Raw genomic sequence first — 15,440 nt, 5'->3', positions numbered from 1 at the left:
TGGGTATTTGTATCAATAAAAAAGCTCCCGAAGGAGCTTTAAATATTATATAAGCAAAGGCTTACATAATTTTCACACCTTGTTGACCCGCAGGGGTAACTTTGAAGATTTCTACTTCAAAAGTGATATTTTTACCTGCGAGTGGGTGGTTGAAATCCACTTCAGTGATATCTTCACCGACAGTTTTAACCACGCCAAATAGACTTTGTTTGGCTTTGTCTTCAAACTCAATCATGTGGCCTTCAACAGGACGTTGTTCGAATTTTACTGTATCGAATTTTTGCACATTTTCAGAATTCCACGGACCGAAAGCATCTTCTGGTGGAAGGCTAACTGTACGACGGTCACCTGCACGAAGACCAAATAAGGCTTTTTCAAAACCTGGCAATAAACTGCCATCCCCGATCACTAAGCTTACAGGCTCTTCACGGCTACGTGTGTTATCAATTTCAACACCACTTTCGATAGCAACAGAAAAATGCAGTTCTACTTTTGAGCCATCCGCAACACGCGTTTCGTCATTGGGGTTAATCATTTGTTCAGTCATTTTGCGCTTCCGCACGTTGAATACGATGCTTTTCTAAAAAGAAGGTATCAATTAACAATAAAATCGTACCGAGAGTGATCGCACTATCGGCAATGTTGAATGCAGGGAAACTACTGCCTTGGTAATGCAAATGAATAAAATCGACCACATAACCTAATGTCACACGATCAATTAAATTCCCCAATGCGCCGCCAAGAATCAATGCGATTGCAGCAGGTAAGATCAGCGTGGTTTTTGGCATACGCATAAGCCAAAAAATAAAGATGATCGATACAACGCCTGCAAGGCCTGTGAATAAATAATGCTGCCAACCACCCGCATCAGACAAGAAGCTAAATGCTGCGCCGTAATTATGCAGTAATGTCCAATTTAAGAAGGGCAGTACAGGTACAGGTTGAGCATAAGTCAGCTCTGCACTTGCAATATTTTTTGTCCATTGGTCAATGATAATGGCAAGGACAGAAAGTCCAAGCCACATCAAATTATGCGGATAAAACTGTAATAAGCCCTTTTTATTTTGCGGATTAGGCATATTTTCTCTCTTCACCTTGACCTGTAGGAAGGTTAATAATACAACGAGAACAAAGCCCTGGATGTGCATGATGTGTATTCACATCTGGAAGGACATGCCAGCAACGTGCACATTTTTCGCCTTCAGCAGCAGAAACTTTAACACGTAGGCCTTCAAGCTCTGTTGCTTCACCTTGCTCAGCGTAGTCATAAACAATTGCTTGAGAGGTGATCAAGACAAAACGAAGCTCATCGCCCAATTGCTTCAAGACGTTTTGTAGGTCTGTATTTGCCCAAAGTTCAACTTTAGCAGACAGGTTACTACCGACCAATTTCGCATTACGCGCTGTCTCAATCTGTTTATTAACCGCAGATTTGACTTCAATTAAGGTTTGCCAATCTGCTTCAGAGATCAAGTTGGTGCTTGATGCCACTGGAATATCATACCAATGCGCAGTAAATACATATTTTTCAGTTTGTTCTGGAATCAATGGCCACGCTTCTTGTGCTGTAAAGCTTAAGATAGGGCTCATCCAACGAACAAAGGCTTGAACCAAATGATACAACGCAGTTTGAGCAGAATGACGTGCTGTTGAATCTGCTTTAGTGGTGTATTGACGGTCTTTGATGATGTCTAAATAGAAACCACCCAAATCATTGATACAGAAACTGGTCAAAGCATTGGTGACGACATGGAAGTTCATATCTTCATAAGCTTGTTGAATGGTTTTCTGTACGTCTGCTGCACGTTGTAAGATGTATTGATCCAATGCAATCAATTGGTCTACAGGTAACGCATCTGTTGATGGTTTAAAGCCGTTCAAGTTTGCCAATAAGAAACGTAAAGTATTACGAATACGACGATAGCTGTCACTTACACGGCTAAAGATTTCGTTACTTGCGGCAATTTCATAACGATAATCGCTTGATGCAACATATAAACGTAAACCATCAGCACCTAACTGCTTGATGATGTCTTCAAGTGGGATAAAGTTACCCAATGATTTCGATAATTTACGACCTTTTTCATCCACGGTAAAACCATGCGTAAGCAGGGCTTTATAAGGTGCGCGTTTATGGATCGCAATCGACGTGAGCAATGAAGACTGGAACCAACCACGATGTTGGTCAGAACCTTCAAGATATAAATCAGCAGGATCTTGCAGTTCTGCACGTTCACGCAATACTGCATAGTGCGTTGTACCTGAGTCAAACCATACATCGAGTGTGTCACGAACAGCATTGTACTGTTCAGCATCATCACCGATAAATGCTTTGGCTTCACGGTTATACCAACCATCAATGCCTTCTTTTTCGATGAGCTTCGCCACATCTTCAATGAGCTCTGCGGTACGAGGATGCAATTCATTGGTGTCTTTATGTACAAAGAATGGAATCGGCACACCCCAAGTCCGTTGACGAGAGATACACCAGTCTGGGCGGCCTTCAATCATTGACTTGATACGGTTTTTACCCCAATCAGGGACAAAGTCGATGTCATTTTCAATCGCATTTAAAGCATCTTGGCGTAACCCATTCGCATCCATGCTGATAAACCACTGTGGGGTTGCACGGAAGATGATTGGTGTTTTATGACGCCAGCAATGTGGGTAACTGTGCTTAATTGGCAGATGCGCCCAGAGTTTGCCAGCATCTGTTAATGCTTCAATAATTTTTGGATTGGCTTTATAAATGTGCTCGCCTGCAAAAAGAGGCGCAGTCGGTAAATATACACCATTACCACTTACAGGGTTTTCTACTTTTAAGTTATAGATTAAGCCAACTTTATAATCGTCCACACCATGTCCAGGTGCAGTATGCACAGCACCTGTACCACTGGTTGCGATGACATGTTCACCTAAAATTACAGGTACTTGACGATCTACAATCAATGGATGTTGTAATTGTAAGTTTTCGAGCGTCGCACCAACAAAGTCAGCCAATACTTTTGGTTGTTCAAGTTTGTAACGTTCACATGCAGATTCAACTAAATCTTTGGCTAAGATTAAGTTTTGTGTGCCACGCTCAGACTGAACTTCCACCAATTGATAGGCAATATCTGCATGTAAGGCAACTGCTTGGTTCGCGGGTAATGTCCACGGTGTCGTTGTCCAAATCACGATATCTGTTGGATTACTAACGCTGACACCAACTTTTGCAGACAAATCAGCAAGATCTACAACACCGAAACCCACATCAATTGCATCAGATTTTTTATCTTCATATTCCACTTCTGCTTCAGCAAGTGATGATCCACAATCCATACACCAGTTCACTGGTTTTAGACCAGGTTCGATATGGCCTGCTTTGGCAATTTCACCGAGCGCGCGAACAATATCTGCTTCTTGTTTGAAGTTCATGGTGAGATATGGATTATCCCAATCTCCAAACACGCCCATACGAACAAAGTCTTTTTTCTGTAATTCGACTTGGGTATATGCATATTCACGGCAGGCTTTACGGAAAGTCGATGCGTCAACTTTTACGCCAACTTTACCGATTTTTTCTTCGACTTTGAGCTCGATTGGTAGACCATGACAGTCCCAACCTGGAACATAAGGTGCGTCAAAATCATCTAAAGTGCGACTTTTAACAATAATGTCTTTTAAAACTTTATTGACGACATGACCTAAATGCAATGAACCATTTGCATATGGAGGACCGTCATGCAGAATATATTTTTTCTTGCCAATACGCGAAGCACGAATCTGCTGATAAATGTTGTCGGCATACCACTCTTCTAACCATTTTGCTTCACGTACTGCGAGATTTGCTTTCATTGCAAATTCAGTACCTGGTAGGTTTAGCGTGGCTTTATAATCCACTGCATTTTCAGAAGTTTGCTTATCGCTCATGCAAGTTGTCATCCAATATTATCAGCACCATTGCTGACGCGTTTTACAATAAAAGTTTAAGTTAAAAAGGAAATTTGGGGGTGTTTTTGCGAAACTCAAGCAAACGCTCGACATCATCATCAATTCCCGCCTGAAGCGCTTCAAGTGATGGGTAATTTAATTCGCCATGTAAATAGTCGAGGAAAGTGACCCGCATTAACAGACCATACAGATTAGCAGAAACATTTGGAAAATGTACTTCTAATCGCCATTCTGGATGTTCTTGTTTGATTGCAGGGCGTGTTCCCACATGGCCCGCACCAAATAATGCATCTATTTGATAGCCAGCAACACCTATTTTATTGGGGTTCTCAGTTTTGACTTTCTGTGTCAATGAGGTGCTTTCGCAAATAACATCGACAGCATAAATACCACTTAAACAGGGTTTATGACGGCCAAGTCGAACATTGATGGTTGGAAAATTCAAAGTACGACCAATTTGATCACCATATTGCACACGACCAATCATGCTGTATGGGCGACCCAATAATTTTGCTGCAAGTGATAAGTCACCCGCTTGGAGAACTTGGCGAATACGGGTTGAACTGACACGTTCGCCATTAAATTCAATGGTATTGAGATTGGTGACATCAAAACCATATTGTTTTAAAAATTCACTATTGCCTTGACGGTCTTTGCCGAAGTGAAAATCATCACCTAAGATCAAACTTTGTGCATTGAGTTTGTTTTTTAACAGGCTCGCAAAGTTTTCAGCACTTAAGCTACGGAATTGATTATCAAATTTAGCGATAGCAATATAATCGACACCCAATTCAGATAAATATTCTACTTTTTCTCTGAGTGATGAAATCCGTGGTGGTGCTTCATAACCTTTGAAAAACTCTAAAGGTTGCGGCTCAAAAATCATCACCAAGGTTTTTAAATTTTGGGCTTTAGCCACTTCTTTGAGTTGAGAAACCATCGCCTGATGTCCCAAATGGACACCATCAAAATTGCCAATCGTCACAGCGGTTTGGGGCAATTGAAAATTTGGTGCTAAGGCATTTAGACGTAACAGCTGCATGGTTTCAAAATAAGCTTAAAATTTGAAAGGACTATATATTGCCATAATCTCACAGTTTCGTCTTTGTTGTTGTGTTTTTATCCAGAAAAAAATGACTGAGAATACTTTTATATCAGTAAAATTGATTCATTTTATTAAATTAAATCAATTTTATTTATTAAAAGGTGCTTTTATAATCAATTTATCTGCTGAAATGAGGATGATGCGATGAAAAAGCCATTTTACCAACTTGAACAAACAGGTGATGTGATTCGACAGTTTACGCCAAACTGGTTCACCATGACCATGGGAACAGGGGTTGTTGCACTGATCTTGCCTGAGTTTCCGTTTGCATCTGATTTTTTATGGCAGCTGGCAACTATTTTATGGCAGTTCAACACGCTATTGTTTACTGTATTTATCATACTGTATGTCTTACGCTGGCTCATCTATCCTCAAGAAGCGAAGCAGATTTTTTCCCATCCCGCAATGGCACTCTTTTTAGGTGCAATTCCAATGGGGTTGGCAACGGTACTAAATGGCTTTTTAAAATATGGCATACCTATGTATGGTGATGTTGCGTTCCAAATTGCGCAGTTGTTGTGGTACGTCGATGTAGTTTTAGCGGTGGGTATCGGGGTGCTGGTACCATTTTGTATGTTCCATAAACAAGATCATCAATTGCATACAATGACTGCAATGTGGTTATTGCCAATTGTGGCCTGTGAAGTTGCAGCAACATCAGGCGGCTTACTTTTAGCGCATATGCATGCTAGTCAACAGGCAGTGGCTATTTTATTCGCCAGTTATATGCTGTGGGGGATGTCTGTATTGCCTGCTTTTGGGATTCTCACCATTCTGATGTTACGTTTGGCTGTACATCAATTGCCGAGCAAAGAGTTGGCAATTACGAGCTGGTTAGCTTTAGGGCCAATTGGTACAGGTGCATTGGCACTGTTGGTTCTAGGTGCTCAGGCTCCTCAAGTTTTGGCATTGATTCAGTTAGAAAATTTAGGTGTGTTCTTTCAAAATGCTGGGATTGTGGCAAGTTTTATTTTGCTTGGCTTTGGTGTGTGGTGGGTTGCAATCGCAGTTCTAACCACACTCAAACATGCGGCAACCGAGCTACCATTTAATCTCGGTTGGTGGGGGCTAACTTTCCCACTGGGTGTATTTACCTTGGCAATATTGAGTTTAGGTCACCAATTGCATCTCAGTTTTATTGTAGATACAGGCTTAGCATTTGCTGCAATTTTGATGATGTTGTGGGTGATGGTGATGAGCAAAACTTTGCGGGGAATGTATCAAGGGAATTTGTTTTTTTCTCCTTGTTTAAAGACTTTTTTAGAACGTGAATAAACAGAAAACCTTGTTGGTCAGTCTATAAAATAATCATTAAGAACCCATGATAAAATCGCCCAAGCCCAATTGTCTATTGATTACAGTTGGGCTTTTTAATATTGAAATACAAAATAAATGCTATATAAGCAGTATGATGTTGGTTTGAGAAAATTTAAAAATGGATGAATGTTTCAATCAATGAGGATTCAAAAAGCATTTCAGCCCGTGCTAGAAGAGGTGATTAACGCTTTTAGTCGCAGCTTTGCCGAAGATTTACATAGTATCTATGTTTATGGCAGTGTCGCTCAAGGCATTGCAATTATCGGTCAATCAGATTTAGACCTTTGTGTTGTTTTTAAAAATAAACCTAAAAATTTAAATGAAACGATTGCTGAAATAAGCGCAAATCTTAAGGTTTTACACCCATTTCTGCCTAAAGTTGATGTCGATATTGGTTTTCTAGACGAGGTTTTAAATGAGCATTCCCTACAAAGTTGGGGAGCATGGATCAAATTCTTTTGTCAGCACATTTATGGAGAAGATTTATCTGCGCTTTTTAACGATGTTCAGATTGATCGAGATGTAATTAAGGCGATAAATAGTGGTTATGATGCAGATATACAAGGTTATTTACGTATATTAGATGCATCTGATCAAACACAAAAGAATTAATCAACCTTAAAAAATCTTTAATTAAACGGATAATACGACTGCTCCCTTTGACATTGAACAATATAGAAGGATGGCCAGGCAATTTAAACGATACTGTGGCACAAGCGATAGATGTATATCCTGAACAAAAAGCAGCGTTTCAATACTTGTTAAAAGAACTTGATCATCCAAATGTAGCGAGTAAGACCTCGCTCCAAGAAATAAAAAACGTTTATTTGTGGGTAGATGCTCACATTATATAAAATAAAAAAAAGCAGCCTTTTGGCTGCTTAAAATAGGTTCAATTTATAATTATGATTTATCTTTTAAGCTAAAGAACCAGTTGAGAATCAATGCTGCAAACGTTGCAGTACCAATACCACCCAAGTTGAAATCACCAAATTGAAGGGCAAAGTCACCTGTTCCTAAAATGATTGTTACTGCGGCAACCATCAAGTTTTTATTTTGAGAAAAATCGACTTTATTTTCAATCCAAATCTTCGCACCTGCAATGGTAATTAAACCAAAGACCACGATTGAAGCACCTGTTAAAATCGCCGTTGGAATGGTATGAATAACTGCGCCAAATTTAGGTGAAAACCCTAAGAAAATTGCAAAAATACCAGCAATGACAAAAACAATCGTAGAATAAACACGCGTAACGGCCATTACACCAATATTTTCACCATAGGTGGTCATACCAGGTGCGCCGACACCACCAGAAAGCGTGGTTGCAATACCATCTGCAACAAAAGCTTTACCAATTTGTGGATCTAGGTTTTCGCCAGTCATGGCACTGACTGCTTTGATATGACCCAAGTTTTCTGCCACTAAAATTAAAGCAATCGGGGCAATAATTAACATTGCATTGAGATCAAAAACAGGTGAATGGAAAGTGGGTGTACCAAACCATGCGGCTTGTTGAATAGGCGTGAAATTAATCGGTGTTCCATTTCCCATTACATTTGCAACAATGAAATAGATCAAATAAGCCAATAACAACCCAACCAAGAGCAATAAGCGTTGTAATAGCCCTTTTGTGAATACAGCAATTGAACCCATACACAGTACAGTGACCAAGGCCATCCACATATTAAAGTCATTGCCAGCGACACCTTTCACCGTAACAGGCGCAAGGTTTAAACCAATGATCATGACCACTGCACCAGTCACCACTGGTGGCATGAGTTTTTCAATCCATTTGGTCCCCGTTGCCATGACGAGCAAGCCGAACATTGCATACAACACACCACATGCCATGATCCCGCCAGCTGCAACAGCTAAATTTGCATTTGGCGTACCTGTACCTGATGCAGCATAGCCAGTTGCAGCAATCACCACCCCAATAAAGGCAAAGCTTGAACCTAGGTAACTTGGAACACGACCACCCGTAACAATAAAGAATAAGATGGTACAAATCCCTGACATTAAAATGGCAAGGTTTGGGTCAAAGCCCATTAAAAAGGGTGCGAGTACAGTTGCACCAAACATGGCAAATGCGTGTTGAATCCCTAAAACGACACTTTGCGCAGGAGGTAAATACTCATTGGTACCGACAGGTCTTGCATCAATGCTGCCAGAATAAGGACGCCATTTGGGAAACCAGTTGGACATAAATTGAGCACTCAAAAAACAAATTGGACACATCATACGCTTTCTTTTCGAGAGTTTTAATCATTTTAGTCAAACTAAGCACTTGCATTTATTAGGGAAAATTGATGTTTTGTACCATTTGGTCAAATATTTGAATGATGTTAGTTCGTAAAATCAAAGTATTAAAAAATATAAATATAAAAAAGAAGAATAATTCAGGATTTTGTAACTGCTTAAATTTTTTCCATTCAAATTGAGATTTTTTGCAATTGTTGATGAATTAGGCATTTTATTTGTGTGAAGTTGCTTCTAAATTAACATTAGTCAGTGTCAGCATAATTAAATAATATTATTAATAGTTTGATCTTAATCATCCTTAACATTGATTTAATGTGTTTTTATTCATTTTTTTCCGATATAAAATGAAATCTTCTTTTAGGCCTTGTTGTACCTCTTTACCATTTAAATAATCGCTATATTTGATTTTTTTAGATTTTATCTTTGCATCATCATCTAAAAAAATGGAAAAAAAACTTTGTTTTGAACTACGCAACATTATTCTTTTTTTAAAATATATGACATCCTCGTACCCACCAAAGTTAGATTCATTATCTAATCTAGAAACAATAATACATTCTCCACCTTCTGCTTTATAAAAATTAGCATATTTAGTAAGTACCACTCCATTTTCATATATAGCGGGTATTGTGATTGACTGTAATAATTTATAAGTTTTTGGTATTTCTTCACCAGTATAGAGTTTTTGTTTTGCCTCGACATTTGTGCTTATAAGAAAGAAAACTATAGTCAAAAGTCTAAAAAATATATGCAAGAGTGTCTCCTTTTAAAAAATTAATTTCTTATAATTACTCACACCCAGTTTTAACAGCTGTGGTTTCAAGTTACGCCATGTTTTTCCATTGGGATGTAATTCAAAATGTGGGTAATCTGGCCCGTTTTTTGTTTTAAATCGACCTCCCCATACTAAGCCTAATTGCTCACCAATTAAACCTAATGCCTTACTATCAGCTATAGACTGTTTGCCGTCTGAAAGATAAGTGATTTTACTATCTCTCACGGATACAATATCTATAGCTAAACCATATTGATGATAGCTTTGTAATGGCCCTGCATTTGTTACACCTCCAGACAAAGAACCTTGAGCAGCAGGACTTCTGTATCCATCTGTAATAACCCAAGTGATGCCAAGCTGTTCATATGTTGTATTTATCAATTCAATAACATAGGGTTGGTAGGTAGCATGTAACTCAGCAATTCGCGCTAAAGTCCTTTTATAATGCTTTTCTCCTCCACATGCCTCTGGTAATAAGCCACTAGTATTGACAGGATCAGATGCTTCCACTTCAGCCACAGGAGATTCTTCTTTGTTTTGAGAAGCATTCTGTTTTACTTTTGGTGGCGTAGATTTCTTATCTTTCTTGCTCTCAATTTTAGCTTTTGCTTGAGTGAGCCCTACTTTTCGGTCATAGACTTTTAACTTTTGGTTCTCACGGAGATGATCATCGCTTAGCCCATTAAGCTTTTTAATTTCATCGACCATATTAGCTGTAAGCTTTGCAATTAAAGTTAATGTATCTTTGTACTGAACTACAATGATCGTGGTTTTTTCTTGCTGACGAGGCTTTGTTTCTACTGGCTTAGTTTTATTTTCAGGAGTTGCTGTTTTTTTGACAGGGATTTTTAGCACTTGCCCAGGATGAATATCTGTATCACTTTTTAAATTATTTATTTTGATCAATTCTGATGTCGTTGTTTGATTATCATTCGCTATTCGAGATAAATAATCACCTTCAGCCACAATATAGGTTGATCTTAGATAAGTACCAGTTGCCACATCCTTTGTAGAAAGATTCACGCCTTTCAGTAAAACTTTTGGGCTACGAACAATAAAAATTGTTTTTTCTCCAACCAGCTGTATTTTGACTTTAGATTGATATTCCCCAGATGTACTACTCCTGATCCTCACATCAATCATCGTGCCTATAGGTCGCTTAAACCAAACAGATTCACCACTGGCAGGAGTAACATGATCAGATATAAGAGAAGACCCCACCCAAAGTTGATGGACTAATCCTTGAATAGGTTGTTCTAATGCATCAAGAAATTTAATATTTGCTAAGCAATCCATCATTAAACCTCTTGATCATGCTGGTCATGTGAACGGCATAGGTATTCAAACGCGTCCTCATCGTCAAGACCATCATCTACAGACACGGTCCAATCTTCTTCTGTACCAATGAGAATATCGTAGTCATCATTATGGTCCGAGCTTAGTCTTTGAGTTCGTCCATGCTGATCCAGTGTCCCTGAAACATAGGTGTTATTTTTATTATTGATGAGTTTATATTTCACATTAGAAAAATCAGTCTGGTAAAAAAGATCATAAAAATCCCATTTATTACTAAATAGAGTCTCTTCTTTTAAGATAGGAAGTGTTGGAATTTCAGCTTTAACACGACTTCCCGTTTTAAACTGATGTTGCCCGGCAAAAACTTTAAAATCATTTGGTGTTTTAATTGTTATGCCATTTTTTGAAATGATGATTTGTGAACCACCAGCCATGACTATACCATTTATTAGTTTGTTGATATTATATGTTTAGCATATCTTACAAAAATGAACAATATGACTTTTATCATTGCTATACAACTTGAGGATGGTGTAGTGGTTGCTGTAGATAACAAAAACATTCAATTAAAAGATAAAAATATCAATGATTTTGAGGAATATGACGATGTAAAGTTGTATGGGTGGGATGGTGGTGTTATCACGGGAACAGGTGAAATGTATGTCATTGATAAAGCAATAAGACTTTTTATTAATAATGCTGAATCTGATCTTAAAAAATTACCAGAATGTTTAAATATATCCAGACAAATTCGTGAAATGGAGGTTGGTCAGCATGAGCAAATCCAATCATCCAAATTGCTCTATTCAAGCTTTAGTGATTCAGGTGCAAAAATTTTTGCTGTTGAATGTGATGAAACAGGCGTTTATCGAACTCGTGAATTTCAAAATAACGATGTAATCGTTTGGTTTTTTAACCAAAATATTCAGGAAATAACGCAAGATTTAAACAACTTGTATAGCAAAGCACGAAGTTATAGTTCTTTTGAGCAACAAGCAGATGGGTTTAATTATTATCTTCATCCTATTGCAGAAATTTTCTATAAACAAAGTCAAGTCGATACTTGGATGAGTAGCAGTTTTAATATTTGCTTCCAAACAAGAAACCAATGCTTTTCTGCTTATATCCATAATCAAAGAAATGACTTTATCGAGGGTCACTAAGTTGAAGGGGTACCTATGTACCCCTTCAAAGAAACTTGAACTTAACCCGTATTACGTAAACCTGCCGCAATACCAGCAATACTGACCATCAGTGCATGATCTACAGGGGTATGTTCTGCCTGACATTCAGCCAAGTATGCACGACGACGTTTCATCAATTCGGCTTGTAATAAATGCAAGGGTAATAAATACGGCTTACGTACTTTCATGGCTTGATCAAGCACATCATTGGAACTTAACAGCTGCGATTCACCTTTCATCGCCAACAGGGTTTGTACTGCATCATGCAAGCGTTGACGTAATTCAGCACCAAGTACTTTTAAGTCTTCATCATCGGTAAGATGAGATTCATAATACAGTGCAATATTTGAGTCAGCTTTAGAGAGGACCATTTCCAACATATCAATTAATGTTTGGAAATAAGGCCATTCCTTTAACATTTCATCCAATACCGCTTTTTGACCTTGATCAATCACTTGGTTGATCGCTGCGCCAGTACCCAGCCAAGCAGGAAGCATTAAACGAATTTGGGTCCAGGCAAAAACCCAAGGAATGGCACGTAAAGATTCAATCCCACCACTGACTTTACGCTTCGCAGGGCGTGAACCAAGCGGCAACATTTGTAACTCAAGCTCAGGGGTGACGGTGCGTAAATATTTAACAAAATGAGGATTTTCACGCACGGTCTGACGATATACCTGAACAGATAAATCCGTCATGCTGTGCATCAAATCTCGCCATGCTTGTTTTGGCACAGGTGGTGGTAATAATGTCGCTTCTAAGGTCGCAGCAGCATAAATTTCCAAATTTTGTAAGGCAATTTCTTCTAGACCAAATTTAAAGCGAATCATTTCACCTTGTTCAGTCACACGGATTGCACCTGAAATTGAGCCCGGCGGTTGAGAAAATAATGCTTGTTGGGTTGGTGCACCACCACGACTGATTGAACCACCACGACCATGAAACAAGGTCAGTTGAACGCCATGTTGTTTGGCAATTGCCGTCAGCTCTTCTTGCGCACGATACTGGGCCCAGTTTGCGGACATAAAACCAGCATCTTTGGCAGAATCCGAATAGCCAATCATGACTTCGTGCTTAGCTTGGATATGCTGTTTATACCAGTGCATATTGAACAGGGTACTCATGGTACTTGCCGCACCATCCAAGTCTTTCAAGGTCTCAAATAAAGGAACAACGCGTAATGGATGCTCAATTCCCGCTTCTTTTTGCAGTAACAATACCGCCAAAACATCACTCGGATATTCAGCCATTGAGATGATATAAGCACCTAAGCTTTCTTTGGGTTGTTCAGCCAAAGTACGCATGGTTGCAAAGACTTCTTGAACATCAGGGTTTTCAATCAGACTACCTGAAGGCTCATTTAAATGTTTAGGCAATAACGGGCGTTTGCTTTGTAATTCTTGCAATAAGAAATTTTGACGCGCTTGTTCTGTCCATGTCTCAAAATTACCCAAACCAAGGTATTCGGTAATTGCTGAGATAGCTTGGCGATGGCGACCTGACTCTTGGCGAATATCCAGTTTAAGCAACTCAATACCAAAACAATTTACTCGATAGATAAAGTCGAGCAATTTACCATTGGCAATCTCAGGTAAATTACATGCCATTAGAGAACGATAGCAAAGTAATAACGGTTGTAATAATTCATCTTTATGGCGAATGATTAAACTGCGATCGACATCTGAATGCTGACCACGTAATTTATCTGCCAACCATTGACGGGTTGCTTTGAGGCGTTCACGGGTCGCACGCAAATATTCGCGGTAAGGTTCAGGATGGCTATAACCCAAAGCTTGAAGTAGCTCATTGGAATAGGCTTCAATCGAGAGTTCCCAACGAAGATCTTCAATATCACGCACATAAAGGTCAGCCGCTTTCCAGCGTGACAACCACAAAACTTCTTGAGTAATGTTATGGGTGACGTTCGGGTTACCATCACGGTCACCCCCCATCCAAGATGCAAAACGAATTGGAGAAATATCCAAAGGCAAAACCTTTGCACAATTGTCCTGAACGAGGTCATCCAATTCACGGATGAATTTTGGAACCGCATTCCACAAAGTCTGTTCAATCGTGGTAAAGCCCCATTTTGCTTCATCTATCGGGGTTGGGCGATGCTGACGGATTTCGTCAGTTTGCCATGCAGAACAGATCAGTTGTTTTAAATCGGTTAACACATCTGCACGTTGCTTAGGTGTCAGTTTTTGCTGATCAAAAGTAGACAGGCAATGATTAATGCCATCATATTTTTGGATTAAAGTACGACGACTGACTTCGGTTGGATGCGCTGTGAGAACCAATTCAATTTTTAATTCACAAATTTGTTTATAGAGCGTTTCTGCTGAAATTTGCTGATCTTTGAATTTGCTAAATAAATGATCCAGCACATTGGGTGATGGTGAGTTTTCATCGCACTCACTTTGTCGACGACTACGCACAACGTGATATTGTTCAGCAATATTGGCAAAATTTAGAAAGTGTGAAAAGGCGCGAGTGAGTGGCAGAATCTCATCATCTTTTAAATTTAAAAATAATTGTTCAAGTTGTTTTTCTGCTTCAATTTGACCATCTCGAGCGCCTTTACCTAAAGCCCGAATTTGTTCAATTTGATTAAACAAATCTTGTCCTGCATGTTCCTTTAGCGTTTCGCCTAAAAGGTTTCCGAGTAAGCGTACATCTTCACGCAGCGGAGCATCAATTTGTTGAACCATTTGTTACTCTCCAGTTCTTGTTATCTCGAATATAACGTGATTCCACCACAATCCAAGTGACTCCCTACAAAAGTATGTAAATGACTGTGCAAGAAGTCGACTTTGACTTAATTTTAATTTGGATATTTAGCTTTAGTTTTTGCCCTTTTGATATCAACAAGCCTATGCGATATGCATTGAGTATGCCTTAAACAACAATTGGGCATTATTTTGTTTTTAAATAATTTCAGTTGGCTTTATATTTCATCATAAATAAATCAATACTTTCGGTGATGATTTGTTGTTTTTCATCTTCCGTAGGAATTTGGCGGATCCCCAATAAAACCTCGTGGTGTCGAACACCCAATAATAATGACAGAATCAGGTTGATTTGTTTTTCAATGTTATCTGCTTGAATAAATTTAAGCGTGCCCGCTTGTTGGAAAAAATCTTGCCAGACTGCACACATTCTTTGATGGGAAGAATTATAAAACTGTAAAGCCAAAGGATTTTTCTCTGCGGCAAGTTCTAACAACAAATGCTCAAGTTTAATGGCTTCAGGTAGGCTAATGACAGTGAGTGCCAACTCGCACGCCTGAAAAAAATGCGCATAAAAATCACTTTGAAGATTGAGTCGTAATGGTCGAGCATCGATAGACGCTTCACAGGTTGCTTCAATGGCACAGCAAAATAAAGTTTCTTTATCTTGAAAATGGTTATATACCGTCAGCTTTGTGACGCCTGCTTCTTTGGCAATTTGGTTCATGCTTGAACCATGATAACCCAATTTTAGAAAGAGCTTTTTGGCGGCTTCCAAAATGTGTTTCCGTTTTTCTAAGTCCTTTGGACGTCCAGCGGTTGTTTGCACAATAATTTCC

General features: G+C 39.0%; 12 protein-coding genes and 1 pseudogene. 3 read left to right on the top strand and 10 right to left on the bottom strand.

Annotated features, from left to right (window positions below):
* Positions 1–61: 61 nt before the first annotated feature.
* The 4 genes from ACQ7EO_RS21180 to ribF form a co-directional block, all read right to left on the bottom strand.
* Positions 62–547, bottom strand: coding sequence for an FKBP-type peptidyl-prolyl cis-trans isomerase (locus ACQ7EO_RS21180; protein ID WP_004818226.1), 486 nt, complete (start codon positions 545–547; stop codon positions 62–64).
* Positions 540–1,079, bottom strand: coding sequence for a signal peptidase II (lspA, locus tag ACQ7EO_RS21175; RefSeq protein WP_004718873.1), 540 nt, complete (start codon positions 1,077–1,079; stop codon positions 540–542). The genes ACQ7EO_RS21180 and lspA overlap by 8 nt, the downstream gene beginning before the upstream one ends.
* A complete protein-coding gene (gene ileS, locus ACQ7EO_RS21170; RefSeq protein WP_004718871.1) occupies positions 1,072–3,912 on the bottom strand; it encodes an isoleucine--tRNA ligase in 2,841 nt (946 codons plus the stop codon). The genes lspA and ileS overlap by 8 nt, the downstream gene beginning before the upstream one ends.
* A 61-nt stretch (positions 3,913–3,973) precedes the next feature.
* Positions 3,974–4,975 carry a riboflavin biosynthesis protein RibF gene (gene ribF / locus ACQ7EO_RS21165; protein ID WP_333664689.1) on the bottom strand — a complete coding sequence of 334 codons (1,002 nt, stop codon included), beginning with the start codon at positions 4,973–4,975 and terminating at the stop codon, positions 3,974–3,976.
* Positions 4,976–5,182: 207 nt separating this feature from the next.
* Here ribF and ACQ7EO_RS21160 point away from each other — a divergent pair, with 207 nt between their 5' ends.
* Positions 5,183–6,313 (top strand): TDT family transporter, encoded by a 1,131-nt coding sequence (locus ACQ7EO_RS21160; protein ID WP_151957664.1) that lies wholly within the window; start codon positions 5,183–5,185, stop codon positions 6,311–6,313.
* Positions 6,314–6,493: 180 nt separating this feature from the next.
* A pseudogene (locus tag ACQ7EO_RS21155) lies at positions 6,494–7,209 on the top strand (nucleotidyltransferase domain-containing protein).
* Positions 7,210–7,258: 49 nt separating this feature from the next.
* Here ACQ7EO_RS21155 and ACQ7EO_RS21150 read toward each other — a convergent pair.
* The 4 genes from ACQ7EO_RS21150 to ACQ7EO_RS21135 form a co-directional block, all read right to left on the bottom strand.
* The gene (locus ACQ7EO_RS21150) at positions 7,259–8,560 is read right to left on the bottom strand and encodes a solute carrier family 23 protein (RefSeq protein ID WP_004718863.1); all 1,302 of its coding nucleotides are present in this window, start codon (positions 8,558–8,560) and stop codon (positions 7,259–7,261) included.
* A gap of 355 nt (positions 8,561–8,915) precedes the next feature.
* Complete coding sequence (locus ACQ7EO_RS21145) at positions 8,916–9,371, bottom strand: hypothetical protein (RefSeq protein ID WP_434278631.1); 456 nt, start codon at positions 9,369–9,371, stop codon at positions 8,916–8,918.
* A 12-nt stretch (positions 9,372–9,383) separates the two neighbouring features.
* Positions 9,384–10,688: a LysM peptidoglycan-binding domain-containing protein gene (locus tag ACQ7EO_RS21140; protein WP_434279648.1), complete on the bottom strand. Its 1,305-nt coding sequence runs from the start codon at positions 10,686–10,688 to the stop codon at positions 9,384–9,386.
* Positions 10,689–10,690: 2 nt separating this feature from the next.
* Positions 10,691–11,122, bottom strand: coding sequence for a hypothetical protein (locus tag ACQ7EO_RS21135; RefSeq protein ID WP_004718858.1), 432 nt, complete (start codon positions 11,120–11,122; stop codon positions 10,691–10,693).
* Between the two features lie 63 nt (positions 11,123–11,185).
* Here ACQ7EO_RS21135 and ACQ7EO_RS21130 point away from each other — a divergent pair, with 63 nt between their 5' ends.
* Positions 11,186–11,851, top strand: a complete 666-nt coding sequence (locus ACQ7EO_RS21130) for a hypothetical protein (protein ID WP_171287931.1) — start codon at positions 11,186–11,188, stop codon at positions 11,849–11,851.
* A 41-nt stretch (positions 11,852–11,892) separates the two neighbouring features.
* Here ACQ7EO_RS21130 and ppc read toward each other — a convergent pair whose 3' ends face one another.
* Positions 11,893–14,583 (bottom strand): phosphoenolpyruvate carboxylase, encoded by a 2,691-nt coding sequence (ppc, locus tag ACQ7EO_RS21125; RefSeq protein ID WP_056517013.1) that lies wholly within the window; start codon positions 14,581–14,583, stop codon positions 11,893–11,895.
* Positions 14,584–14,809: 226 nt separating this feature from the next.
* Positions 14,810–15,430, bottom strand: a complete 621-nt coding sequence (locus ACQ7EO_RS21120; protein WP_004818238.1) for a TetR/AcrR family transcriptional regulator — start codon at positions 15,428–15,430, stop codon at positions 14,810–14,812.
* Positions 15,431–15,440: the final 10 nt, after the last annotated feature.

The sequence above is a fragment of the Acinetobacter sp. CE-15 genome (genome assembly GCF_051059255.1).
Taxonomy (GTDB): Bacteria; Pseudomonadota; Gammaproteobacteria; order Pseudomonadales; family Moraxellaceae; genus Acinetobacter; species Acinetobacter guillouiae.
Note: the sequence above shows the minus strand (reverse complement) of the source record. Positions and strands in the feature narration are given on the sequence as shown.